General features: G+C 38.1%; 25 protein-coding genes. 19 read left to right on the top strand and 6 right to left on the bottom strand.

Features of this window, described 5'->3' with window-relative positions:
• Window positions 1–27: 27 nt before the first annotated feature.
• Window positions 28–1,491 (top strand): DUF3086 domain-containing protein, encoded by a 1,464-nt coding sequence (locus SLP02_RS01765; protein WP_319418935.1) that lies wholly within the window; start codon window positions 28–30, stop codon window positions 1,489–1,491.
• Between the two features lie 7 nt (window positions 1,492–1,498).
• Here the strand turns inward: SLP02_RS01765 and SLP02_RS01760 are convergent, their stop codons facing one another.
• The 3 genes from SLP02_RS01760 to pyrR all read right to left on the bottom strand — a co-directional run bounded on the left by SLP02_RS01760 (window position 1,499) and on the right by pyrR (window position 5,300).
• On the bottom strand, window positions 1,499–3,148 hold the full coding sequence (locus SLP02_RS01760) for an iron uptake porin (RefSeq protein WP_319418934.1): 1,650 nt from the start codon (window positions 3,146–3,148) through the stop codon (window positions 1,499–1,501).
• An 807-nt stretch (window positions 3,149–3,955) separates the two neighbouring features.
• A complete protein-coding gene (radC, locus tag SLP02_RS01755) occupies window positions 3,956–4,687 on the bottom strand; it encodes a RadC family protein (RefSeq protein ID WP_319418933.1) in 732 nt (243 codons plus the stop codon).
• A gap of 76 nt (window positions 4,688–4,763) precedes the next feature.
• Window positions 4,764–5,300, bottom strand: a complete 537-nt coding sequence (gene pyrR, locus SLP02_RS01750) for a bifunctional pyr operon transcriptional regulator/uracil phosphoribosyltransferase PyrR (RefSeq protein ID WP_319418932.1) — start codon at window positions 5,298–5,300, stop codon at window positions 4,764–4,766.
• A gap of 85 nt (window positions 5,301–5,385) precedes the next feature.
• On the opposite strand from pyrR, the gene pyrC reads away from it, so the two are divergent.
• From pyrC to arsS, 8 genes are all read left to right on the top strand, one after another.
• Window positions 5,386–6,396: a dihydroorotase gene (pyrC, locus tag SLP02_RS01745; protein ID WP_319418931.1), complete on the top strand. Its 1,011-nt coding sequence runs from the start codon at window positions 5,386–5,388 to the stop codon at window positions 6,394–6,396.
• 99 nt (window positions 6,397–6,495) lie between these two features.
• Window positions 6,496–6,720, top strand: coding sequence for a hypothetical protein (locus tag SLP02_RS01740; protein ID WP_319418930.1), 225 nt, complete (start codon window positions 6,496–6,498; stop codon window positions 6,718–6,720).
• Window positions 6,721–6,807: 87 nt separating this feature from the next.
• Window positions 6,808–7,014: a hypothetical protein gene (locus SLP02_RS01735; protein WP_319418929.1), complete on the top strand. Its 207-nt coding sequence runs from the start codon at window positions 6,808–6,810 to the stop codon at window positions 7,012–7,014.
• 111 nt (window positions 7,015–7,125) lie between these two features.
• On the top strand, window positions 7,126–7,614 hold the full coding sequence (locus SLP02_RS01730; RefSeq protein ID WP_319418928.1) for a CYTH domain-containing protein: 489 nt from the start codon (window positions 7,126–7,128) through the stop codon (window positions 7,612–7,614).
• Window positions 7,615–7,771: 157 nt separating this feature from the next.
• Window positions 7,772–8,380 carry a TIGR04282 family arsenosugar biosynthesis glycosyltransferase gene (locus tag SLP02_RS01725; protein ID WP_319418927.1) on the top strand — a complete coding sequence of 203 codons (609 nt, stop codon included), beginning with the start codon at window positions 7,772–7,774 and terminating at the stop codon, window positions 8,378–8,380.
• Window positions 8,381–8,611: 231 nt separating this feature from the next.
• Window positions 8,612–9,817: a methyltransferase domain-containing protein gene (locus tag SLP02_RS01720; RefSeq protein WP_319418926.1), complete on the top strand. Its 1,206-nt coding sequence runs from the start codon at window positions 8,612–8,614 to the stop codon at window positions 9,815–9,817.
• A 156-nt stretch (window positions 9,818–9,973) separates the two neighbouring features.
• Window positions 9,974–11,287 carry a sulfotransferase family protein gene (locus SLP02_RS01715; RefSeq protein ID WP_319418925.1) on the top strand — a complete coding sequence of 438 codons (1,314 nt, stop codon included), beginning with the start codon at window positions 9,974–9,976 and terminating at the stop codon, window positions 11,285–11,287.
• A gap of 226 nt (window positions 11,288–11,513) precedes the next feature.
• A complete protein-coding gene (gene arsS / locus SLP02_RS01710) occupies window positions 11,514–12,506 on the top strand; it encodes an arsenosugar biosynthesis radical SAM (seleno)protein ArsS (RefSeq protein ID WP_319418924.1) in 993 nt (330 codons plus the stop codon).
• Between the two features lie 3 nt (window positions 12,507–12,509).
• Here the strand turns inward: arsS and SLP02_RS01705 are convergent, their stop codons facing one another.
• Window positions 12,510–12,665: a hypothetical protein gene (locus tag SLP02_RS01705; protein WP_319418923.1), complete on the bottom strand. Its 156-nt coding sequence runs from the start codon at window positions 12,663–12,665 to the stop codon at window positions 12,510–12,512.
• Window positions 12,666–12,675: 10 nt separating this feature from the next.
• Between SLP02_RS01705 and SLP02_RS01700 the strand changes: the two genes are divergently transcribed.
• The 5 genes from SLP02_RS01700 (at window position 12,676) to SLP02_RS01680 (ending at window position 18,135) form a co-directional block, all read left to right on the top strand.
• Complete coding sequence (locus tag SLP02_RS01700; protein ID WP_319418922.1) at window positions 12,676–13,248, top strand: TVP38/TMEM64 family protein; 573 nt, start codon at window positions 12,676–12,678, stop codon at window positions 13,246–13,248.
• 18 nt (window positions 13,249–13,266) lie between these two features.
• Window positions 13,267–13,896, top strand: coding sequence for an SMI1/KNR4 family protein (locus tag SLP02_RS01695; protein ID WP_319418921.1), 630 nt, complete (start codon window positions 13,267–13,269; stop codon window positions 13,894–13,896).
• Window positions 13,897–14,145: 249 nt separating this feature from the next.
• On the top strand, window positions 14,146–15,618 hold the full coding sequence (locus tag SLP02_RS01690; protein WP_319418920.1) for a glycosyl hydrolase family 57: 1,473 nt from the start codon (window positions 14,146–14,148) through the stop codon (window positions 15,616–15,618).
• A 335-nt stretch (window positions 15,619–15,953) separates the two neighbouring features.
• A complete protein-coding gene (locus tag SLP02_RS01685; protein WP_319418919.1) occupies window positions 15,954–16,718 on the top strand; it encodes a TIGR00266 family protein in 765 nt (254 codons plus the stop codon).
• An 85-nt stretch (window positions 16,719–16,803) separates the two neighbouring features.
• Window positions 16,804–18,135, top strand: a complete 1,332-nt coding sequence (locus SLP02_RS01680) for a glutamate-cysteine ligase family protein (RefSeq protein ID WP_319418918.1) — start codon at window positions 16,804–16,806, stop codon at window positions 18,133–18,135.
• Window positions 18,136–18,147: 12 nt separating this feature from the next.
• On the opposite strand, the gene SLP02_RS01675 is transcribed toward SLP02_RS01680, so the two are convergent.
• Entirely contained in the window at window positions 18,148–18,942 is a 795-nt protein-coding gene (locus SLP02_RS01675) for an N-formylglutamate amidohydrolase (protein WP_319418917.1), read from the bottom strand.
• Window positions 18,943–19,172: 230 nt separating this feature from the next.
• Here SLP02_RS01675 and SLP02_RS01670 point away from each other — a divergent pair, with 230 nt between their 5' ends.
• The 3 genes from SLP02_RS01670 to SLP02_RS01660 all read left to right on the top strand — a co-directional run bounded on the left by SLP02_RS01670 (window position 19,173) and on the right by SLP02_RS01660 (window position 22,259).
• Window positions 19,173–20,240, top strand: a complete 1,068-nt coding sequence (locus SLP02_RS01670; RefSeq protein WP_319418916.1) for a metallophosphoesterase family protein — start codon at window positions 19,173–19,175, stop codon at window positions 20,238–20,240.
• A gap of 152 nt (window positions 20,241–20,392) precedes the next feature.
• Entirely contained in the window at window positions 20,393–21,511 is a 1,119-nt protein-coding gene (locus SLP02_RS01665) for a hypothetical protein (protein ID WP_319418915.1), read from the top strand.
• 29 nt (window positions 21,512–21,540) lie between these two features.
• A protein-coding gene (locus tag SLP02_RS01660) for an IS1 family transposase (protein WP_319418853.1) occupies window positions 21,541–22,259 on the top strand; the annotation gives its coding sequence in 2 pieces (ribosomal slippage) (window positions 21,541–21,829 and window positions 21,829–22,259; 720 coding nt in all).
• A gap of 288 nt (window positions 22,260–22,547) precedes the next feature.
• Here SLP02_RS01660 and SLP02_RS01655 read toward each other — a convergent pair.
• Window positions 22,548–22,787 (bottom strand): hypothetical protein, encoded by a 240-nt coding sequence (locus tag SLP02_RS01655; RefSeq protein WP_319418914.1) that lies wholly within the window; start codon window positions 22,785–22,787, stop codon window positions 22,548–22,550.
• 208 nt (window positions 22,788–22,995) lie between these two features.
• Here SLP02_RS01655 and SLP02_RS01650 point away from each other — a divergent pair, with 208 nt between their 5' ends.
• Entirely contained in the window at window positions 22,996–23,535 is a 540-nt protein-coding gene (locus tag SLP02_RS01650) for a GTP-binding protein (protein WP_319418913.1), read from the top strand.
• Between the two features lie 317 nt (window positions 23,536–23,852).
• Window positions 23,853–24,221, top strand: a complete 369-nt coding sequence (locus tag SLP02_RS01645) for a roadblock/LC7 domain-containing protein (protein WP_319418912.1) — start codon at window positions 23,853–23,855, stop codon at window positions 24,219–24,221.
• Window positions 24,222–24,223 lie beyond the last annotated feature (2 nt).

The following is a 24,223-nucleotide window of genomic DNA, read 5'->3' as shown; positions in this document are numbered from 1 at the left end:
ACTGTACTACTTACTCTTGGCGTTCTCATGAATTCTGAAAACCCTTCCATTCCCGAATCAGACAATACCAATTCTGAATCTATTGAGCTAGACACTGAACTACAACCAGACCAAAAAGAATCAATTTCGCAAAGCTATACTGATGCTTGGTCTAAACAAGATAATGTGATTAATGTGACTATAGACTCAGAACTTTCAGCCGATGATTCTCTTCCAGTGGATAATTCTCAGGGTAAAGTTGAACCTTTAAATGTTTTGGAGCAGTCAGAATTAAATCAGAACGAAATATCAACTAAGCCCAGCAATGTCGATAGTGAACTAGATACTGCTGCAAAAAGCTTCAAAACTGAACCAGAATTATTTGTAGATAGCTGGTTAGATGAACCTGAGTCAAATATATCAGCCAACGGTAATTCTGTTAAAAAAAACCAGGCTTCAGATGATCGCGAGATAATTAGCTTAAAAGAGCAAAAAGTTGATCTCCAAAGTGAAATTAAAGCATTACAAGAGCAAAAAGAAAAATTACTGTTACAGCAGGTAAAAGATATCCAACAAAGCATTGGACAGATGATTGAAGAGGGAACAAAAGAACTACAAGCTCGCAAAACGGCTCTGCAAATTGAGATTGAAAAACTAGAACGGCGTAAAGAAAGAATTAATCAGGAGATGAGACGTAATTTTGCAGGTTCATCCCAAGAGTTAGCCCTTAGAGTTCAGGGATTTAAAAACTATTTGGTCGGTAGTCTTCAAGATTTAGCCACAGCAGCAGAAAAACTAGAGTTAGAACCCAGAGAAGTTTCTTCCCCTAAAAGCCGTGGGAGAATTAGAGACAGAGAAAATCCTCGCAGAGATGAGCCAGAAAGAGATAGAGGTAGACGAGGGGAGAGGGAACTTCGCCGAAATAGAAACACCTCAGACCAAGCAACCTCTGCACAAGCTCAGTTTTCTGAACCCACTTTTACCGATCAAAGTAGACGCATTCGTCAGCTATTAGATAAATATCGTAATAGCCCCGATTATTATGGCTCTCCTTGGCAATTACGCCGTACATTTGAAGCTACTCACGCCAAAAGAGTTCAGAATTGGTTTTTCTCTCAAGGCGGTAGAGGCACAGTTGACAGTATGGGAAGCCGTCTGCAAAATATCCTGGTAGCCTCAGCAGCAGTTTCAATTCTCCATAGTCTGTATGGAGATAGCTGTAGAATTCTTGTGTTGACAGATACGCCCGAAAACTTAGGTGAATGGCGCAAAGGATTACAAGATTGTTTAGGTATCTCGCGAAATAGCTTTGGTACTAATCGAGGCGTAGTCTTGTTTGATTCTCCTGAAGTTTTGGTTCAAAGAGCCGAGCGTCTGATTCAAGACAAATTATTACCCATGATTATCATTGATGAGACTGAAGAAATATTGAATTTATCTGTTCTCAAGTTTCCTCTTTGGCTGGCGTTTGCTTCTGGGGCTAAGTCAACATCTTCTAATTATTTGTATTAGATAAAAACTAAAAACTAAAGGTAGTCCTAATTGTGCCAACAACCAAATCATTAGAGTCGATATCGGTATCGGGTTTAGTAATCCAAACTACTCCTGGAGTGATAGCAATATTATCATTAACCTGATATTGATAAAAAGCTTCTAGGTGTAGGGAGCGTTGACTATCTTCGCCAAAATTATCATTGTTGATGCTTGAATTGGTTACCGTAGGTTCTGAACCCACTACAATTCCTGCCAAGTTACCTTCCTTGCCTAAGTCGGGTAATGCCAAAGTTGCAGCCCAGTTCCAGATATTTTGGGTTCCCCGCTCAATTTGTTGATTGAGATTGCTAAGACTATTAACCTTACTAAATCCTCCCCAACCACCAATGATCAGGCGATCGCTAATTGACCAAGATAGCTCTAGCCCATAGGAATTGCTCACAGTTTGTGCTTGTTCTCCTAGTAACTTGGCAGTTTGAGATTGCAAATTAGCTCGATTGGTTCCTGTCTCGGTGTCGCTTTGATCGTAACTATGAATATAGGTGGCAGCCAATTTTAGACTGTCGATTGGGGCGATCGCAATTTGCCCCAGCGCGCTATATGAACCATTAAACAAGCCACTGCCTGAATTTGAGTCATTAGCAGTAGAAGCCAAATAACCCGCACTAATTTCAATTTGTTCGATAGGACGACCCACAATTCCTAACCCCGCATCCCCAGTCTGATAGTAAATAGGATTGCGTGTACCGAATCTGGAAATTGCACCCGAACCTCCATCTCCATCTAAGACGTTTATTGTATCGGCAATATCGTCTGCCTCTGTTCCTGTTGCTCCTAAAATAAAGTCAACTTTATCACCCACGCCAAAAGTGTACTGCAAGACTTCTAATTGAAAATCATCTTGTTCTGGGTCGGCAAAAGCTAATTCACCCTGGAAAGTGCCAGTTTCCTCGGAAAAGCCAGGAAAATTTAAACTAGACAATCTAGTTAATAGTAGATCGTCTCCCCCAAAGCTAGTTTCTATATTTAATCGTAATCTACTACCTAAAACCGTACTATCGCGATCGCCAGCTAAAAGGCTACCTAGTCCAAAAATTGCCTCACCCTGAAGTTTACTGGTAGTAGAAAATTGCGTAGCTTCTAAATCTTGTAATCTTGCCTGAGAGCCGTCTGTTTTCCCCTTAAGAATGGCTAAATCTGACTGAAATTCCTGTATTAACCGTGAAACAAGATCTACATCTGTTTGGGGAACGCTATCAGAATTGCTAATTAAACTTTCGATTTTGCTTAGACAATTATTTAATCCTGCTGCAAACTCAAAACGAGAAATAGGTTGTTCTCCTCGAAAAGTGCGATCGCTATATCCGCTAATGCAACCATAGCGATCGCTCAAGTTTTTTAATGCTGCGTAAGCCCAATCTGTAGATTTGAGATCTCGTAGCTGATCGACGCTATTAATTTGAGTTAACAATAGTGTCCTATTGTTTTTTTCTGAGTAAAAATTGCTAATATCTTCTGCTTGACGGTGCAAAACCTGTGGCATGAATTGTTGATGCTGATTCAAGTTAACGCCGAGCAATTTTGGTAATTCAGCAGCTTCGATACTCGGAGATAACGATAGGTAAGTAGTACAAATAGGCACTATTAGCCTAGCTTTGACCCAGAATCTAGACATTGCAAACGATCCTCACTCACACCAACATAAATCAGAATTCTTTAGCTATCAATAATCAGCAATTACTAAAGAATTTATGATTATTTCATCTCAAACCATTTTGGCATTGCTATAAACTAATTGGGAGAAAAAAATAGAATTATACACTTTTGTAGACAAGCATAAATTTTGCGATCGCCAATATTAAGAATACTCAGCGCATCGGATGATTAAACGAGCCTGTAAATGGGCTGGAGTAAAGAAAAAAGCTTCGTCTCACTGGTTACGTCATAGTCATGCCAGCATAGTCTTGATGCTGGCTGCAATCTGAGATTATTACAGAAATCATTGGGTCATGTATTTTTCTTTTGATATACTATTATCACAAATAAAATTAAAGGTTTTGGGGAAGCCCCAGCGGTTCGACTCCGTGATGAGACTGAATGTATTGTCCTAATGATTTGTTTTGTACTCTCACTTCTACAAATTATATGGTCAAATTCAATTCCGAAGTTATGGCAAGCAGGAGGTAGGCTCATGAACAGAATCACTAAAACACTTTCTACAGTCAAATTCTGTGGATTAATTAGCTATTCTGGCTATATACTCAAATCTTGGCTGGCGACAGGATTCCCTCTTCCAGTTAACAGTTGAATAACCTTTTTTAGTTGGCACGAAAGAAATAATTACCCCTCACTTAATTCTCTTTATTTCAATTTTAGGATGGCTAACTGAATGGTTTATCAAAGCTATTCAAAATTTTATAGCAGAGAAAATCGCCTACTTCCCGTCTTGAATATCCGTGCGTCACCTCAACATTTTGTAACTTCATTCTGATTGCGGATAGCGTTGCCATAAGTCTGTTTTTTGCCTAAGACTTTGATGATCGCCATTACCTAAGATCAAATGATCCAACAAAGGGATATCCAAACATTGCGAACCTTGGAGTAATTGTTCAGTCAAATAAATGTCTTCACTCGAAGGCTCTAAGTTTCCTGATGGATGATTATGAGCAATAATCAGCTTAGTTGCACCCTGACGTATAGTCTCTCGAAAAACCTCACGGGGATGAATCAAAGTCTCTGTAGCTGTGCCAATAGTTAAGATTTTCGTCGCTAGTAAACGATTTTTTACGTCCAGCATCACTATGGCAAATCGCTCTTGATCTTGCCACATTAAATCATGGCTTAAAACCGCAGCAGCCGAAGCGGGACTATCGACGGCGACTCTTTCATTTGGTCGAAATTTAAAGGTGCGTTTGCCTAACTCCACCGCAGCAACAATAGTAGCAGCTTTAGCCGGACCAATGCCAGGAATACTCATTAATTCGCGAGGATTAACGTCTCGCAGCATATCTAAAGGCGATCGCTGGTATTTACCTAATTCTTGTAATATGTGTTGCCCTAAGCCAATTGCTGATAAATTACCTTTTGTCTGTCCAGTACTAATCAAAATAGCCAAAAGTTCTGCTTCAGTTAGATTTTTTGCGCCTACAGCCATTAACCTTTCACGGGGACGCTCACTAATAGGTAAGTCAGCAATTCTAAGGCTATAGGTCATGACAAATTTTTAAATCGGCTAATATTTTTGTAGCATAACTATAGCTTACAAAATACTAGTCTTCAATCTTCCTCATCTAATCTTTAATTAATTCCACTGCATCTCTGCCATCAATTTCATTGACATAAACCTTGACTTTTTCTTCTGAGGCGGTAGGCAGCATTTTGCCTACAAAGTCTGGATGGATGGGTAATTCCCGATGTCCTCGATCTACCAACACCGCTAATCTAATTACTTGAGGTCTACCATATTCAGTAACGGCATTCAATGCAGCACGAATAGTACGACCTTTATAAATTACATCATCGATCAACACCACAGTTTTATTCGTTAAGTCAAGAGGGATTTTTGTTTGAGCGGGAATACGAGTCCGAATCTTATCTAGATCATCACGATAGAAGGTAACATCGATCGCACCAACAGCAACGGAAGTGTTTTCTAAAATCTCAATCTGATTGGCTAATAAGTGAGCTAAAGGCACTCCTTTGGTATGAATACCTAATAAAACTACGTTAGATAAATCCCCTGATTCTTCAATAATTTGCGAAGCCAAGCGATTTAGAGTACGGCGAATTTCTTCAGCAGATAAAATTGTGATTACTTGGGCTGACATTTATCAAGAGTGAACAGCGAACACTTGCTATGGTATTTATGGATTAATTATATAGCTCACCTGTTGGCTAATTGTAGAACTCCCAATGAATCAAACAAAACAAGTAGTCCTTAATTCGCCTTTAGATATGCACCTTCATTTTCGTGAGGGAGTAATGGCACAAACAGTTATTCCTCTTAGTTCATACTCGTTTGCAGGCGGGGTAGTAATGCCTAATCTTGTTCCTGTGGTAAATAATTTAGAGCGGTTGCAAGGATATATAAAGGAAATTAAATCAATTATTGGCAAAGACGTATTTGAACCCTACATGACGCTGTTCTTTAAGGAATACAGCTATCAAGAGCTTGAGCAACTTAAGCCGTATATTCTCGGAGTTAAGCTTTATCCTGCGGGAGTTACTACCAATAGCGAAGATGGAGTAGCAGCCTTGAGTAAAGCCGAAGCTACAATCAAGCATTTAGAAGAGTTGGAAATACCCTTAATGATACACGGGGAAACTCATGGTTTTGTGATGGACAGAGAAAAACTGTTTTTGCCTATTTTTGAACATCTGGCACAAAAATTTCCTCAGCTTAAAATTATTATGGAGCATATCACCACTGCCGATGCCGTATCTTTGCTAAATAATTACGAGCATCTTTATGCAACTGTAACCCTGCACCATTTAATTATTACTTTAGATGACCTAGCAGGGGGACTACTTAGACCTCATTTGTTCTGTAAACCCATCGCCAAACGTCCTGAAGACAGAGAAGCTTTAGTCAATGCAGCTATCAATGCCCATCCTAAACTAATGTTTGGTAGTGACTCCGCACCCCACCCTATTGATAAAAAAGAAGCTTGTGGCTGTGCAGCAGGGATTTTTACGGCACCGATCGCACTACAGGCTTTGGTAGAATTGTTTGAACAGCATAATGCGATCGCAAATCTACAGGGTTTTGTATCTGATAATGCTCAACGTATCTACAACATTACCCCACCCCAAAAGTCTGTCACTTTAGAACCTGTAGCCTATAAAGTTCCTGCTATGTATGGCGAGGTTGTACCCATGTTTGCTAATCAAGAGCTTCCTTGGTCAATTACTCAAGTTAGATAGCTTGAATTTCAGCCAAATTTTTGGTTATATTGCAATACTTGAATTGTGACGATGTATAAAAAGCATATTTGCTTTAATATTGTCTAGCTTTAGTAAGTTTTGCTACAAAATTTAGCCCAAAGCGATGGCACTCTGGGATTAAAGCCAGAAAAGAAAAAAAGAAAAGTAGTAATGAGAAACTTAGCAGCATATATACTTCCCTCAATTTTAGGATTAGTCGCAGGCATCGGACATGGTATTACTTCTCACAACCAAAACCTGCCTTTCTCTTTATCAGATCAACTTATTGAGTCAGTAACAGGGCAACAATCAACAATCTTTTAATTAAATTAATTTTTGTAAAAAGTAGCCATTGTTACATTTTTCTGAGATAATTAATACAGAAAAATAAAACTTTTGAGGCTTCGATAAATGCATTTACAAACATCTAACAATAATACTTCTACTTTAGACAAAGCTTTAGGGTTTTCTCTAGCAGCTTTTTCTATGTTTGTAGTAGGATACACTGCTACTCGTGCTTATTTAAATCAACCTCAGGCTCAAAATGTAGCACCTGCAAACTCCGATCTTGTAATTCCTCATCAAGCTCAACTATGGAGTGAGTTTGGAAGTAGATAATTTATCGTTCCAGCTATTAAAATTAGTGACTACTAAAAGCTTAGAGCGATCGCATTTCTTCAACTGCGATCGTTTTTTAGTAAGCTAATATTTGTACTTTACCCTAGAAAAATGGGCAAAGAAATCGAAAGAAAGTATCTAATCAAAAAAGACGAATGGCAGTCTTATAAGCAATATTCATCAGTTACAGGAACAAAATATTGTCAGGGTTACATCCCTACAGGTAACACGACGACAGTTAGACTGAGAACTATTGATAAGCAAGGCTATATAACGATCAAAGGTGAAACGACAGGCTATACTCGCTCAGAATTTGAGTATCCGATCCCGCTAGAGGATGCTGAGGAGATGCTAAGTACCTTGTGTCTTAAACCCTTGATCGAAAAGATTAGATATAAAGTTAATCAGAATGATTTTACTTGGGAAATAGATGAATTTTTAGGAGATAATGCGGGGTTAATTATCGCTGAAGTAGAATTAGAAAGCGAAGACCAGCAAATAGATTTACCTCATTGGATCGATAAAGAGGTCAACGATAAAAAATATTTTAATTCCAGCTTGGCTAAATATCCTTATAGTCAATGGAAAGATAAATCATAAGTGATGTTGTCGATCTAAATATATGAAACTGTAGTCAAACGAAGCTCAATAAGATCTTTGACTAGCTGCGGTGGTTACACCTTGCTGACCTCTGTACGGGCGAACGGCCGTTCGCCCCTAACTGACTTTTATACAACTGCCTTTTACCGCTTATTTCATGAGGGAAACTTTAATTATCTTCAGTCGTTATCCTGAAGCGGGAAAAACAAAAACTCGTATGATTCCAGCTTTGGATGCAAAAGGTGCAGCAGAATTACAGCGACAGATGAGCGAACATACTCTCAACACTGCAAGAAATCTCAAGTCTTACCGTGACATTACCATAGAACTACATTTTGCAGGCGGGAATAAACAACTAATGGCAGAATGGTTAGGAAAAGATCTTGAATATATTCCCCAGGTTATAGGAGATTTGGGTTATAAAATGCGATCGGCGTTTGAGCGAGCTTTTAGTTTAGGAAGCAAAAGAGTAGTAACTATTGGTACTGACTGTCCTGATATTGATCGAGCAATATTAGAAGCAGCTTTTAATTCATTGTCAGATCGAGATTTAGTAATAGGCTCGGCTACCGATGGCGGATATTATTTAATTGGCTTAAACTGTACTATACCCGAACTGTTTGCAGATATAAATTGGGGAACAGATCGAGTCCTCAATCAAACAAAAGCGATCGCTACTCAATTAGATTTAAACATCCATTATCTTAAAACTTTATCAGATGTGGATCGCCCTGAAGATTTAGCTATATGGCAAAAATATATTTAGCATCAATTATTCTTTGGTAGAGAATTTCAAATTAAAGATGGCAAAATTACGAAAAAAGGTTTAGATTTACCAAAGCATATTCTCAGGAAGCTTTAATCTTAGTTAACTTAAATAATAGAACCTAAAAAATTAAATTATCAGGGAGTAATTTATCTACTAAGAAGGATTGAATCTATACTCCCTATGATTAACCTGTATATAGCCAAAGTTAAGTAAAAGGATTAGCTATCTGTGACTGAGATTGCAACTGACCAACAGCCAACCCCATCAACGACCCTAGATTATGATATTGAATCTACCGTACTAGAAAGATATCAAGAGGGTGCAAGACAACAGCAGCCTAGTTTATGTTGTCCCACAGAGTATGAGGGCAACTATACCGAAATCTTGCCCGAAGAAATTATTGCCAAAGATTATGGCTGTGGCGATCCTACTCGCTACGTCAATGAGGGAGAAACTGTAGTTGATTTAGGTTCGGGTGCGGGTAAAAATTGCTATATTTTGGCGCAAAAAGTCGCAGAGTCTGGCAAAATTATTGGCGTAGACTTTAACGATGTCATGCTCGATCTGGCGCGGAAATATCAGGGCGAGATGGCAGATAAGTTAGGCTATCACAACACTGAATTTGTTAAAGGTAAAATTCAAGATCTAAAATTGCCTTTGGATAAGTTACAAACATGGTTACAGGCTAATCCTGTTACCTCAGTAGCCAAGATTGCCGAATATGAAGCAGAATGCGATCGCCTAAGACAACAAGAGCCACTTATCCCTGATAATAGTGTAGACGTGGTAATTTCTAACTGTGTCTTAAATCTTGTTCGTCCACAAGATAAAGAACAGCTATTTGGCGAAATCTTTCGTGTCCTCAAGCGTGGTGGACGGGCAGTAATTTCGGATATTGTCTGTGATGAAGATCCTACTGCTACGATTCTTAACGATCCTGAACTTTGGAGTGGCTGCATTGCAGGGGCATTTAGAGAAGATAATTTTCTTAAGATGTTTGAAGATGCAGGTTTCTATGGTGTAGAAATCCTCAAGCGTGAAGAAAGCCCCTGGCAGGTTATCGACGGCGTAGAATTTCGTTCTATGACTGTTCGGGCATATAAAGGCAAAGAAGGGGTTTGCTTAGAAAGAAAGCAGTCAATAGTTTACAAAGGCCCTTGGAAACAGGTTATAGATGATGATGGTCATGTTTTCTGTCGTGGAGAAAGAATGGCTGTCTGCGATAAGACCTATAAGATTATGACTAGCTGCTGTAGTCCTTATGCAGATGATGTTATCGGTATTGCACCCTATAATAATATTCCTTTAGAAGACGCGCAAGATTTTAACTGCAAAACTAAAGCAATTCGTCACGCTAGAGAAACCAAAGGTTCAGAATATAACCTAACAAATACCAGCAATGATGACTGTTGTTCTCCTGGGGAATGCTGTTAGTTAGAGGATAAGGGATAAGGAACTATGCAGGTAGCAAATTATTTCCTTTACCCTCTTCGATTAGTAGTTAGTAATTAGTAATCATTTATCAAGCAATATTTGTGAGATAAATTTGCTAATTTATGGTTAAATCGCTTTTATTTTGACTTTTAAATCATGGAAATCGGTAATGAGCAAGAAGAAATTTTAAAAGATATTGATAGACTGAAGATATGTTATCAAATAAAATTGTATTCGCCAGAAAAAAAAGATTGGCAACCATATTTTCACGAACTGTCTTTGGATTCTCATCAAAATAATCAGCTTTGCTTAGACTACCATCAGTTGTTTTTTAATCATAAGCCATCAATTGTTCTGAGCGGACTTGCTCTCGGTAAAGAAAACCACGTCAAAGAGATTTATCTTGTTGGAGATAATTGCTGTATTTTAGGGGAAATCGGCTGTGCCTCTCCTGCTTTAAAGGCAAGACTGCCAAATATTAAACACAGTTCAAATTCTCGGTGGAGATGTGCATTAAATTTTTCTAGTCAAGAAAAACAGAGTTTTGAACTAATAGTCTGGTTAAGCAATAATCAAAAATTTATCTATAAAAAAATTGAATTATGCATAATAAAATTAAGCTATAGTTATCAAGAAATCAATCATCAGAGAAACAGCGTATTAGGTAACAAAATCAAATCGATTTATCATAGCCGTAAGCTTATGGCTAATCGCATTTTACAACAGAAAAATTATTTATTTGCGATCGGTAATGCTAGATCTGGAACTACTGCCTTAGGACAAGTTTTAAATTCTAGTCCAGAAATATGCTTGGGCATAGAAAGATACTCCACAGAAGATAATATTCTGGCATCCTCTTTTGAGCAAGAAGCTTTTTTTGATTCTGAAAGTGAAAATTATTTAGTCCGTCCTCATTTTTATGAAGAGATTAAAGATAAATTTGCGAAAGCGAGATATATCGGCGATAAAAGACCTAGATTTATTCAATCATGGAAAAATACTTGGTTGAATTTGCCTCAAGCTAAAATAGTCTATATTTTTCGGAATATTTATGATATTGCCTGCTCTTATAATACCAGGGCTAATAATGCCTCTTTAGGAAAAGATACGAGTTGGTCGAAGAATAGAGATTTTTCCAAAGCTGTTGAGGATTGGAATGAGGGGCTACAAGAAATTAAGCAATTAAGACATTTTTATGAAGTTTATTTAGTTAAATACGAAGATTTTTTTAGCCGACAGACAAAAATGATTCATCTATTTAATTATTTAAAAATTGACTCAGAAAATCAAAATATAAAGAGAGGTATAAATGAAATTAATCAAGCTGCTTTAAAGTTGAAAAAGAAGGAAAGAACTTTATCAGACTTAGAAAAAAAGTATATTGATTCCTATGCCGATTTTGAGAGTTATAATATTTTACTTACTCTTTATGAACAACAGTTTAGCAAAGAGGTAATAAGCAATAATTAAGTAGATATGGAAAATTATTTATAAAACAGAATTAAACATTAAACATTGAGCCTTGTAGGTTGGGCAATAAAAGTCATTTGTAAGTACAATAAAAAACTAATTTTATTGCCCACCAAATAACTCCAAAGAGTATATCGAAGTGTATCCCTTTAGGGACACCTTCGGACAAAGATATGAGCCGAATATAGGATATCGCTTTGCATATAATTAGTAATCAGTAATCATAATGTCTACAATTAAAACTTCAATCACTCCCTTTGCTAAAAAAATAGAATCATCTCTTACCAAAGATAAAATTACGGTTTTACAAATTAATCTTGGGAAAAAATGTAACCTTGCCTGTACTCATTGTCATGTTGAAGCAAGTCCAAAACGTACTGAGGAGTTATCCCTTGAAATATGTGAACAGCTAATCAAATTAATTAATCGTTTTCCTCAGATTGAAACAGTTGATTTGACTGGTGGTGCGCCAGAAATGAACTATGGTTTTCGTCCTCTAGTTGAAGCAGCTAGAGCTAAAGGTAAAGTGGTTATTGTTCGTTCTAATTTGACTATCTTTTTCGAGCCTGGATACGAAGATTTGCCCGAATATTTTGCGAACAATCAACTTCGCATCACTGCTTCTCTTCCCTGCTATCTTGAATCAAATGTAGACAAACAAAGAGGTGCAGGAGTATATAATGATTCGATTCGAGCAATTCAAAAGTTAAATCAATTAGGTTATGGAAAAGATCCTAATTTAATTATCGATTTGGTATACAACCCTCCTCTGCCTTCTAACACTAATTTCTCTCTTACACCTGAGCAACAAAATTTAGAACAAGATTATAAAAAATATTTGGCTGAACACTTTAAGATAAAATTTAATAGCCTGTTTACTATTACTAATATTCCTATTGGTAGAACCAAACAATTTTTACAAAGAAGAGAAATTCATAATGACTATCTGCAATTTTTAGAAAGTAACTATAATGCTGCTACCCTAAGCCATGTTATGTGTCGTAATGAGCTATCGATTGACTATCTTGGTAACGTTTATGATTGTGACTTTAATCAAATGGAAAACGTTAAAGCTACTACTCCCGATCGAGAACAATTAACCGTTGCTAAACTTTTAGAATTAGATAACTTAGATGTAATTAAAGAAATAAGGACAGCAAACTATTGTTATGGGTGTACAGCAGGAACTGGCTCAAGTTGTGGCGGTTCTCTAGTTTAAACATTAAATAATGCTCAAAAAGATTAGCCTTGGGTTCAAAAGAATAGCAGTTTCCAAAAAGATAATAGTTATAGCGATCGCTTCTTGATGCAGTCGCTCATGGGGGAAACCCCCAAGACCGCGCTGCATCGCTTTATTAGCATTTTTTCTACTTTGCATTTTTACGCCCTTGAAAACTTTTCTCAATCCAACGTTATTTAAAAACTTTATCAGCCAATATGAAGGGCATATAGAAATTATATTTATTGCTATTTATATTGGGCTAACAGTAATCGGTGTTCCTGGGACAATTTTAACTATTGTTGGCGGTGCTCTTTTTGGCTTGTGGTATGGTACTTTTATCTCAATTATTAGTGCTACTTTGGGAGCTTTATTTGCCTTTTTAACTGCGCGCTATCTATTTCAAGATTTTGCTCAACGTAAGTTTAAAAAAAGCAAAAGACTAACAAAATATCAAAAAGCAGTTTTAAAACAACCTTTTTATTTTGTTTTAACTACTCGCTTAATTCCTATTTCTCCTTACAACTTAATTAATTATTTATTTGGCTTAACTTCTATTAATTGGCTTGACTATACTTTCGCTACTTTTGTCGGCGTGATACCTGGTTGCTTTGCATATACATGGATTGGAGTTAGCGGAGAAAAAGCTATGTCTGGAGGCGATCGCCTTTCATTCTTTCTTGCTCTTACTTTCTTGGCTTTATTATCTGTAATTCCTCTAATTTATCGACGTAAAAATTAAAGCATAAGTAATTTAACTATGAATAAATATTGGCAAGAAATTAGCAATATATTTAAATATAAAAATGTATGGAATTTTTTTTACCTAAATGATGGAGCAAGCAGTTCGCAAATAGAAAGTTTAGAGTTGTTAACTCAATTGCAATTGCCTCAATCAGTTCGCTCTTTTTATCAAGTACATGACGGAGAAATAGCCTTTTGGAAAAACAATAATCAAGCGTCTTCAGGCTTATTTTTTGGCTGGGAGCTTTTGCCAATTGAATTAATTATTGAAATTTGGCAAACATGGAGCGATATTCAAGTAGAAATGAATCAAGAATTAGCAGAAGATATGTCTTCATATCCACCAGATCATATTAAAAATTTATACGCTAACAATAAATGGATTCCTTTAGTTCATGACAGAGAAGGTAATCATGTCGGCATAGATTTTGATCCTGATATTAGAGGCATTAAAGGACAAGTCATTCTATTTGGTCGCGATGAAGATGAGAAAAGATTATTAGCTAACTCTTTTGAAGAGTTGATTGAAAAGTTTATTTACTTTATAAAAAATAAAGAATGGGATATTGACAAATCTGGAAATTGGAAAATTAATGAGCAAGACCATTACAATTTTTTTCATAGTTATTACAGAATAAAGTTATAAATATTGTTACAAAGCATAAGACTTAAAGAAAAGCGGTGTTAGACCCGCAGTTTCTACTTTGCAAGCAAGTAAAAACATCTAAGTTTAAAGACAGATTTTCTTGCTAGTGCAATAGAATTTGGCGATCGCTCTTATTGCCTCAAACATTAATACTTAATTACTTATTCTGATTACTTGTTACTTCTTAATACCAATGGCAGTTAATACCCATAAAATGAAACTGTCATCTTGTAATCTAAGAGAACAATAATGCCCATCGCCACAGCGTCCCAAGATTTATCAATAACAACTAATGGTTTACCCAACATCTGTGGTTGGGAATCAGATATCGCCACGGTAGTTAATCATAATCAGCCTATATTTTTACCCCACAGCAACATCAATCTTGAGCAGGTAAATGCCAGCTTTGCTTGCGCCCTTCATATGCACCAACCCACAATTCCCGCAGGGGCAAACGGCGAACTAATATGTAACCTGCAACATATGTTTGAACATCCCAATGACGGAGATAATCACAACGCAGGAGTATTTGCCTGGTGCTATAGCCGTATGGGAGACTGGATACCCGAACTTGTAGCTAATGGCTGCAATCCTCGCATTATGCTGGACTATTCTGGAAACCTTCTCTGGGGTTTTCAGCAAATGGGACGCAATGATATTCTCGACAACCTCAAGAAACTTACTGATTCACAATACCAGCCCTACGTTGAATGGCTAGGCACTATGTGGAGTCATGCAGTTGTCCCCTCTACGCCTATTCCCGACATCAAACTCCAGATTCAGGCTTGGCAACATTACTTTGCAGCTATTTTTGGTTTTGAGGCACTCGGGCGAGTTAAAGGCTTTTCTCCTCCAGAAATGCACCTGCCAAATAACCCTGATACTCTCTATGAATATATCAAGGCTCTTAAAGAGTGTGGCTATCGTTGGCTATTGGTACAGGAACATTCTGTCGCCAGATTAGACGGTGCAAGTTTACACCATGATCATAAATATCTGCCTAATCGCCTAGTTGCACGCAACTCCAAAGGGGAAACCATTAGCATCACGGCACTAATTAAAACTCAGGGTTCGGATACCAAGCTTGTGGCTCAAATGCAACCATATCATGAGGCTAAAGGCAGAGGCAAACAACAACTGGGAGATATATCTGTACCTAGTTGCGTTAGCCAAATTGCTGATGGAGAAAACGGCGGGGTGATGATGAATGAATTTGCCCGTGACTATCAACCCGTTTGGCATGAACTAAAAGATAATAGTGGTGTTGTAGGGCTTAACGGTACGGAATATATTGAGTTAATCGAAGCTGCGGGAGTTAAACCAGAAGACTATCCTATCTGTCAGGCTGTGGGACAACACAAAATTTGGCAACAAGTCGATGTTGATAATGCTACACCAGAAAAGGTAGCACAGGCGATCGCACATCTACAATCAACAGATCATCAATTTCACATGGATGGTGCATCTTGGACAGACGATCTCAGTTGGGTCAAAGGTTATGAAAACGTCCTCGAACCAATGAATCAGCTAAGTGCTATGTTTCATCAGAAATATGATACTTTAGTCGCCCAAGATCCTGCGACAACTAAAACCAAAGAATATCAAGAAGCATTACTATATGTGATGCTGGTGGAAACTAGCTGTTTCCGCTATTGGGGACAAGGCACTTGGACAGACTATGCACGGGAACTATTTCGCCGTGGTGAGGAGTTACTAAAATAGGCGTTGCTTATTTAAAGTATGAAACTGAACAGTAATCTATTCGTAGCTCTTAGCTACAGGGCATTCGCCCAGATCGTCGCGCTAGCGCACGACTTCGCTGCCTTCTTGCTCAATAACCTCAAGCGGGGGAACCCCGCCAACGGTTTTTCGCGCTTCGCAGCGTGTGCTTTTAGCCTTTGATCTTAATCTGCTTAATCATGAAAATGATAGAATCATACCTCGATTCAGCAACGCCCTAAAATAGATTCATGCTTTGTGAGGTGGGCGAATTTAGTTCCTACTTTTGCTTGCCTTACTTTATAGAAAAGACTATCAACCAGTTTTTAGGATTCAAAGTGACTACATATACTGACAACAACAAAGGCGTAGAAGTAACTCTCGAACCAGGAGAGTCTATTTTGGCAGAACCCAGCGCATTCTGCTACAGTGATGGATTCATTGAAGCTAAAACAACTACTGGCGGTATTATGTCAGCCGTTAAAAAGCTAGTTACCAAAGAAAAGTTATTTCAAGTCCTTTGGCAAAATAAAGGAAATAAGCCTGGAAGAATCGGCTTTGCCAGTCCATATTTAAGCACGATTGAAGAGGTTGAAATATCTCCAGACTATAGTTTAATAGCTCAAAGAGGTGCATGGTTGGCTTCAGACCCTACTGTTAAGCTGGATATTACCATGAATTTGGGCTTGAGTGGCTTTCTCGGTGGAGAAGGTATTATCTTTCAGAAGTTTACTGGACGTGGCAGGGTATTTATCACCGCAGGAGGCGATCTAAAAGCAATTAACCTCGAAAGAGGTGAAAGCTTAAATGTTGACACTGGGTGCATTGTTGGTTTTGCCGACTCGGTAAAATACGAGATTAAGTTGGCAGGAGGCATATTTACTTCCATATTCGGAGGTGAAGGACTTGTTTTAGCTAAACTTTTTGGTCCTGGTATAGTAATCCTTCAAACCCATCCCGAAAATGTAATTAACAAAGTAGTATCATCTTCAGGCTCAACTCAAGTATCGTCTAATTATGCTTCTAATATAGATCTAAGCGATGGATTACAAGCTAATGAATTAGGAGCGATCGCCCGCAATCTTTTTGGCAATAGACAATAATCTACCTGATTAATTAGAGAGTGAAGCAATTGCTACAAATTACAGTAAAGCAAAAAATTATGCTGGTGGTATTTATACTGGTGGTATGATGCTTAACAACTCTCGCCTTGGACTGGAACAAGAATTCTTTATAGTAGACTCAGAGGGTTTTTTATCTCATCGCGCTGATGAATTTTTAGCAAGTTGCAATCGCCTTGCCAAGCAAAAAAACCGCTCTGGTGATTGTTTTGCGCCTGAATTTGTCAAAAGTATTATCGAAATTAATACTGTTCCCGTTAATAACTTCAAGGAATTAACTGCCGAATATCTCGACCTGCTGCAAATATTACTAGAAGTGGCAAAAAAATTAGACCTGCGGCTATATCCCCTGTCTACCTATCCTCTGCATACTACGCCCATTATCAGGAATAAGCCCAATTATTATTTGCAGGTGCGCACAGTAGGATCGGGGAGATTTGATAATGCTGCCAAATGTACGGGAACGCATATTCATTTAGATTTACCCGATGATGTAGTAGATCGCCAAATTGGTATGGCATATAATTCTTCTCCCGAAGCTAGAGAAAGGGTACTTAGTATTTACAATTTGGCTACTGCATTTGATGCCGCAATTATTGCTTTATCTCGCGCCTGTCCTTTTTATGAAGGTAAGGTAGCAGGCAAAGCAATGCGAACAATTCACTATCGAGGCAGTAAACGTTTTGCTTGGCAAGGAGTATATACTAATCTTCAGTCTGTAGGTGGTTTGATGCCCTATGCCGAAACTGTCCAAGATATGACTCGACAGTTATTCAATCGCTATCACAGTTGGCTACAGGCAATGGATCTTGCTGGTGTCGAACGGTCATTATTTTTAGATTCTGGCGGTGAATTATTAACTGCGGGCTGGAATCCAGTTCGACTCAATTCTATCGGTACAGTAGAACTAAGAAACGCAGATAGCAACTATCCCCAGGTAACATTAGCATTGGTGGCTTTAATCTCTGAGGCTGCTAATCGAGTTCGGCGAGAAAACATAACCGTTAGACCAAAGCCAGGATGCAAAATATTCCAGCTACAGGGTCAAGAGTTGAATGTACCTGAATTTGACTATTTAAATAATGAGTTGCTACACGCTGCGGTTACAGAAGGAATTAAAAACACGGCGGTTAAAGATTATCTCGATTCAATTTTAGAATTTAGCTGCCAAAACGATAGTGAAGTTGGTAATTATTTATCTCGATTCCAAACAACCATAGGAGAATATACCACTACCGAGGCTCAATTATTAGCTAAGTTCCCGACTACCACAGGTACAATATCACAAGCAGACGGTTTGGCTTTGGTTCGTTATTGTTGCGATCGCCTGGAAGAAGAGGTAAATCAGCTTGAATCTGGACAATCAGCTAAAGATTTTTTAACTACTGGCTTAAATTGAGTAAATAAAAGTTTAAGCAGATACTTTAGATAAGTGCTGTAATTCCTCTAAAACTCCTGATACAGAACTTTTCAACGCTTGATGTACGGCTGACATTTTGGCTAAGTCTAGCTGATGAGTCCATTCGCTCATAAAAAACTTTTTGACTTCAACAGATAATACGCAGGCAGAATCAGGAAAATGCGTATGAATCCACTTAGCAAAATGCCCGCCTGCAAACTTGACGTTTTCTCGAACATCCAACTGCCTGCCTAAAAAATCAAAGTGTCTCATGTCATAGATAAACCGCTCCACCACAGGTTGCCAATATTCTCGGTCAAGAGTCCCCGTGCCTAGATTAATCTCTGGGTTATATAATTCCTCAGCAGGGGAAGCGTGCATTCCTTGACGGTAGTGATTATAGGTATGGATATCGTAAATCACAAAGCGTCCGTAGCGTTGTTCTAATGTCTGACAGATTTGACCAACTTTGGCATAGAAAGCATCATATTCGGCTAAAGTCTGTTCAATCAAGTCTTGAGGCGGTTGTTCTTTCCAAACCTGCAATCCCCAAGAATCTTCAGGCTTGAGGTAAATAGCCCGATGGCGAGGACGATTAAGATCGACTTCAAAACGCGATCGCAAAACAACCAGACGCGTCTCGGCAATTTCTGTCCAGGCAGCCGTAAAGGGATCTTCTTCTCGCTGGCGCTCGTCTGCGCTAATAGCTAACAATTGCTCCACTTGTGAGCGCACATAATGACCGTCGTGAAGAGCTACAGCAACTATCGGCTGCTGTCCTTCTGTTGATATCCAAAGCTGTGACATATTCTAAGCTTGTTGGTTTAAATTGGTAGAAAAACGAGTGATTTACTCCTAAATTACCCAGATGACCAAAAAATATCTGTCAAATATAAACATTTAGGACTTAAGCCTTCGCCTTCACCAGATTTAGGGGCTAGTAAATACCATTTAATTTCGTATTGATTGATTTTAATTGAGCAGACGGCTAAGATTTTAGCTAAATATTCAAGCCTGTAGACTAGAGCCTTTTAAGAATGAGCAATTATAAACGATTGATTTGGCTATTAATCTGGGGCTTGATCCTAAGTCTGTGCTTTAACTGTATTATAAATAATCAAAGTCGAATTAAATTTTTCCTAGCCATAGAGCCTGCTGGTGCAAGTCTGACTAAAAGCTTATATTTACCACCCCGCAAAGACTTTCGGATTGTAGTTATTAGCGATCTTAATAGTCAATATGGCTCAACTGAATATGAACCTGAAGTAGAAAAAGCGATCGCTTTAATTCCCCAATGGCAACCTGATCTAGTTTTATGTGGTGGGGACATGATTGCAGGACAAAAAGCTTCTTTGACGCGATCGCAAATTGAAGCAATGTGGCAGGCTTTTGACGATCGTGTTGCTGCACCTCTGCGCCAGGATAAAGTTCCTTTTGGCTTTACTATTGGTAATCATGATGGCTCTGGAGCAGTCAAAGAGCAGACTTTAATTTTTAAGCAGGAAAGAGATCTCGCTCAGGCTTATTGGCATCAACATCAGCATCAACTAGGTTTGAATTTTGTAGATCGTGCCGAGTTTCCTTTTCACTACAGTTTCGAGCAAAATGATATATTCTTTTTAGTCTGGGATGCCTCTAGCCAAAATATTGACCAGCAGCAGCTAGCTTGGGTCAAGAAAACATTAGCTAGTCCCAAAGCTAAACAGGCAGCAGCACGAGTTGCTATTGGACATTTACCTCTTTATCCTGTCGCTACAGCTAAAAATAAGCCAGGAGAATATTTGGCTAACGGTTCGCAATTGCGATCGCTCCTGCAACAAAATCAAGTTCAAGTTTACATCAGCGGACATCATCATGCTTATTATCCTGGAAAGAAAGGCAAATTAGAATTGCTCAACGCAGGAGCATTAGGACAGGGCGCAAGGCAATTAATCAATAGTGACTTACCACCTCGTAAAACTCTGACGGTGGTTGACCTAGAGCTAAAAACAGCTCAACTTTTTTATAGCACTTATGATGCAACAACCTGGGAATTAATTTCTCTAGAAGAACTTCCAGCTTCAATTACTGGAGAATATGGCACAATTTTACGACACGACTTGTAAGATCGGGTTCGGTTGAATAGCTGAATACTTTGGATAATAATAGAGCGATATCGGGATGAAAGGATTTGAACCTTCGACATCCTACTGAAGTTACCAAGCCTCATCGGCTTCAAGGCTTACTCACTAACCTTTAGAAGCAAAGTGAGTAAAAAATGAGTAAGGATTACACAGGCGAAATAGGGTACGAATCCCTGTTAGCAGATTTTGGCAGATACCAAAAGCAAACCCCTAGGGGCGTAGGGATGACTCGTAAAGGACAAAATATCTACCTACAATTCAAGACCACTAATGCAGCAAGAAAGCCTTATGCGTGTAATTGTACGTTTACCTTAGATGGCATGGTAGATGCTCTTAAAAAGTCAAACAAAGTAGCAGAGGCATTAAAAGACTTGTCATCTGAATCTGAATTTTGGCAGTGGTATGAAAAAGAAATTAAGCAGGAATCTCAATTAGCTAACGACAGACTAACTTTTGAAGAGGCTATCAAGAAAGTAGAAGATGATTTTTGGAGTAGACCCGATAGAAGAAAGAAAAAAAGAAGCAGGAATAATCCGAGTCACATTCAAAGTTGGAAAGTGACTTACGGCAATTATTACAGACATCTTCCTTTGAACGAAATTATTAGCCTACAAAAAATAGAAAAAGTTATCAGCAAGTGGAAAAAAGGAACTAAGCTTTATGGTGAAGCTGTCTCCGCTATGAGGAAGCTTACGAGATTCAACAAACAAAAAAGCATTCTTTTGGTCCTTGAGGAGCTAGATACTGTCCAAACAGATTTCACTGAGTTACAAACTATTGACCTCGAACAATTCATTGAGTGGAAAGACAGGACAGAAGGGATTACATCTACCTTGCATAAGAATTCTAGAATAGATGTGCGGAAAGCTTGGTTATGGGTGTTCTCTACTCAAATAGTTTATGCTCTCAGAATAAGCGAAGTCTTTGCTATTAAAAACCTATTCGAGCCTTATGTCACAAAAGACGGTGTATTATCTATACCTGCCCTCAACGATGCTAGCAACACAGATAATCTAATCTACATAGGTGAAGAAACAGCAATCGGTACTACAGTTAAAACAGGTAGCAGGTTGGCTAGACCACAGATACCTCCCAAGTATCCCAACCTGATAGACAAGCTAAGTATCAAAACCCCTCTTTTGCCTGTCAATAAACCTGAAAGCAAAAACACTAGTACTTTAACTAAATTCTACGCCAAAGAGGCACGCAAAAAGTTGGTTAAGTGGGGTAGTCCTAAAGATGTAAGGATATAAAATAGGAAATTGTAGATCATTTGATTTCCATGCCAGTAGATTTGCCATCTTGTCCATCATGTAATTCAGAACAAATTGTTAAAAACGGTCACATTCACAATGGCAAGCAAAATTATAAATGTCGCGACTGTGGTAGACAATATGTGGAAAATCCACAGAATAAAATGATCGACCAACCAACCAAAAACTTGATTGACAAATTACTCTTAGAGAAGATTCCTTTAGCTGGAATTGCCCGAGTTACAGAAGTTTCAGAACCTTGGTTACAGAGTTATGTCAATGCTAAATACGAATCAGTTTCTCAGCAAGTTAAAGTGAGAACAAAAAAAAAGGAAAATTAACGATTCAGTGTGATGAAATGTGGTCATTTGTCGGTAATAAAGCCAATAAACAATGGATTTGGTTGGCTTTGGCTGCAAAAACTAAAGAAATAGTCGGGGTTCATATCGGCGATCGCCGTCGTCATGGAGCGAGAAAGCTATGGCAATCTTTGCCCTCAGTCTATCGACAGTGTGCTGTTTGTTATAGTGACTTCTGGGAAGCCTATGAACAGGTAATTCCTTCAAAACGCCATCAAGCGGTGGGGAAAGAGAGAAAAACCAATTACATAGAACGATTTAATTGCACAATGCGACAAAGAGTTTCTCGATTAGTCAGGAAGACTCTATCGTTCTCTAAGAAAATCGAAAATCAGATCGGGGCAATCTGGTATTTTGTCCATCATTACAACACGTCCTTACATCTTTAGGACTACCCAATATGTATCTCTAATACTTGATGAGATTTTTTTCCCATAATTTAAAGCAATTACTATTGATTATTGTAGCGATCTCATAAGCATACGTAAGTTTTACCTAAATGACACGCAAGTCATATCTTCTAAAAGCCCAAGTAATACATAAGTTACAGCATTCTATAAGAGTCCTAATTTAAACGTAGACTCATGGAAGAATTATTAATTCTGATTTTCTCAACTCTCTTAGCTTGGGCAGTAGACAGATCTGCTGACGCTGTACTGGATTTAATTATTGAATGGCTAAAACGCACGTTTTAGGAAGTATCGAAGGCGATCGCAATAGAAAGAGCGATCACCCGATTCATTAAAATCATCACTAATTTGAATTTGACCTGCTAATCTACCAGAAATAAGGTTACTTGTAACTTCAGGAAAAGTATAGGGAATCAACTTAGCTACGAGAATACTGCGATCGCTTTTTCCAGAAATAAGGTTACTTGTAACTTCAGGAAAAGTATAGGGACGGGCTTGCTGTATCAACTTAGCTACGAGAATACTGCGATCGCTTTTTCCACAAAAAAATCACTCAATCGCCAAACTGGATTTAACAATAAAGGTTCTTAGCTGGTGGGGGTTGGGATCGGGATGATGTACCGCAGGCGATCGCAAATAGGGAATTTGTTGTGCTGCAAATTGTCGATTCCACTGGAATTAATAATTTAGTAAGTTTTTTAAGGAATAATTTTTAATGGAAGTTTTTAAAATTGCAGTTACGGGAAATGTCGGAGCGGGTAAAACAACTTTTATTCGTACCATTAGTGAAATTCAGGTTGTTGATACAGAGCGTCGTGCTACTGACGAAACAGCTTCTTTGAAAAAAAATACTACTGTTGCTTTTGATTTTGGACGATTAACTTTAAATTCCGAACAGCTTTTATATTTATACGGTACACCAGGACAATCTCGCTTTGACTTTATGTGGGATATTGTTATTAAACAAGCTCAGGCATATGTGCTGTTGGTTGCTGCTCATCGTCCTAAGGACTTTCGTGGGGCGCGCCGAATTTTGACCTTTATGAATCAAAGAGTCCAAATTCCCATGATTATAGGTTTGACTCATACAGACTGCGAAGGTGCTTGGCAAGAAGATGATATTCTTTTAGCTTTGGGTTTTAATAACAGGAAAAATGCTCCTACAGTGATTAAGGTAAATGCAGAACAGCCTAATTCCGTAGCTCAGTGTCTGGTTGTTTTATTAGAGCAGTTAATGTTAGTGTCGGCAGTTTAACTAACTATTTTTATTGCTCAAATTACATGGTTTATTAATCTATATTTTTTGGAAAAGGGCTTTTATATTTAAAGGCTTTTAAATATTTTGGTAATAATTTAAATCGCGATCGACAAGTATCTTATTTATTTTCAGTTTTTTTACTAATTGTTAATTCTACTGACAATATTGGGAACTATAAGCATAAGCATTTTTTTGAATAAACATAACGCTTTATTTAAGGAATACCAGAAAATAAGTGGTATTTTATTACCACCTTATTTTATTTTGTAATACAAACTAGTAATTATTTAAATATTCAAGAAAGAGGAAACACAATGGCTCAAGTATCAATGCTGACCGAAATGGTGCAAAAATTTGTTACAGCCACCCCAGATATTCAGGGTGCTGCCTTGGTAACACCAGATGGTTTATCTCTGACTGCTGTTCTTCCTGGCAACATGGACGAAGAAAGAACTGCTGCTATGTCTGCTGCGATGCTTTCTTTAGGAGAAAGAATCGGACAAGAATTGTCTAGAGGAATAGTAGATCGAATTGTAGTAGAAGGCGAAAAAGGCTATAGCGTCATGGTTTCTTGCGGTGAAGACGCAGTTCTATTAGTTTTAGCCAGTAAGGAAGTAAAACAAGGACTATTATTCTTGGAAATTAAGCGAATTGTTAAAGATTTAGCTCCCATGATGAGCTAGTT

The sequence above is a fragment of the Pleurocapsa sp. FMAR1 genome, from assembly GCF_963665995.1.
Lineage (GTDB): Bacteria > Cyanobacteriota > Cyanobacteriia > Cyanobacteriales > Xenococcaceae > Waterburya.
This window is presented reverse-complemented; position numbering and strand designations above follow the sequence as displayed.

Bases quoted from the DNA above. Each gene is read 5' to 3' on its own strand.
- SLP02_RS01765 (WP_319418935.1), top strand. From the start codon at position 28: ATGAATTCTGAAAACCCTTCCATTCCCGAATCAGACAATACCAATTCT.
- SLP02_RS01760 (WP_319418934.1), bottom strand. From the start codon at position 3,148: ATGTCTAGATTCTGGGTCAAAGCTAGGCTAATAGTGCCTATTTGTACT.
- radC (WP_319418933.1), bottom strand. From the start codon at position 4,687: ATGACCTATAGCCTTAGAATTGCTGACTTACCTATTAGTGAGCGTCCC.
- pyrR (WP_319418932.1), bottom strand. From the start codon at position 5,300: ATGTCAGCCCAAGTAATCACAATTTTATCTGCTGAAGAAATTCGCCGT.
- pyrC (WP_319418931.1), top strand. From the start codon at position 5,386: ATGAATCAAACAAAACAAGTAGTCCTTAATTCGCCTTTAGATATGCAC.
- SLP02_RS01735 (WP_319418929.1), top strand. From the start codon at position 6,808: ATGCATTTACAAACATCTAACAATAATACTTCTACTTTAGACAAAGCT.
- SLP02_RS01730 (WP_319418928.1), top strand. From the start codon at position 7,126: ATGGGCAAAGAAATCGAAAGAAAGTATCTAATCAAAAAAGACGAATGG.
- SLP02_RS01725 (WP_319418927.1), top strand. From the start codon at position 7,772: ATGAGGGAAACTTTAATTATCTTCAGTCGTTATCCTGAAGCGGGAAAA.
- SLP02_RS01715 (WP_319418925.1), top strand. From the start codon at position 9,974: ATGGAAATCGGTAATGAGCAAGAAGAAATTTTAAAAGATATTGATAGA.
- arsS (WP_319418924.1), top strand. From the start codon at position 11,514: ATGTCTACAATTAAAACTTCAATCACTCCCTTTGCTAAAAAAATAGAA.
- SLP02_RS01705 (WP_319418923.1), bottom strand. From the start codon at position 12,665: ATGCAAAGTAGAAAAAATGCTAATAAAGCGATGCAGCGCGGTCTTGGG.
- SLP02_RS01695 (WP_319418921.1), top strand. From the start codon at position 13,267: ATGAATAAATATTGGCAAGAAATTAGCAATATATTTAAATATAAAAAT.
- SLP02_RS01690 (WP_319418920.1), top strand. From the start codon at position 14,146: ATGCCCATCGCCACAGCGTCCCAAGATTTATCAATAACAACTAATGGT.
- SLP02_RS01680 (WP_319418918.1), top strand. From the start codon at position 16,804: ATGATGCTTAACAACTCTCGCCTTGGACTGGAACAAGAATTCTTTATA.
- SLP02_RS01675 (WP_319418917.1), bottom strand. From the start codon at position 18,942: ATGTCACAGCTTTGGATATCAACAGAAGGACAGCAGCCGATAGTTGCT.
- SLP02_RS01670 (WP_319418916.1), top strand. From the start codon at position 19,173: ATGAGCAATTATAAACGATTGATTTGGCTATTAATCTGGGGCTTGATC.
- SLP02_RS01665 (WP_319418915.1), top strand. From the start codon at position 20,393: ATGAGTAAGGATTACACAGGCGAAATAGGGTACGAATCCCTGTTAGCA.
- SLP02_RS01650 (WP_319418913.1), top strand. From the start codon at position 22,996: ATGGAAGTTTTTAAAATTGCAGTTACGGGAAATGTCGGAGCGGGTAAA.
- SLP02_RS01645 (WP_319418912.1), top strand. From the start codon at position 23,853: ATGGCTCAAGTATCAATGCTGACCGAAATGGTGCAAAAATTTGTTACA.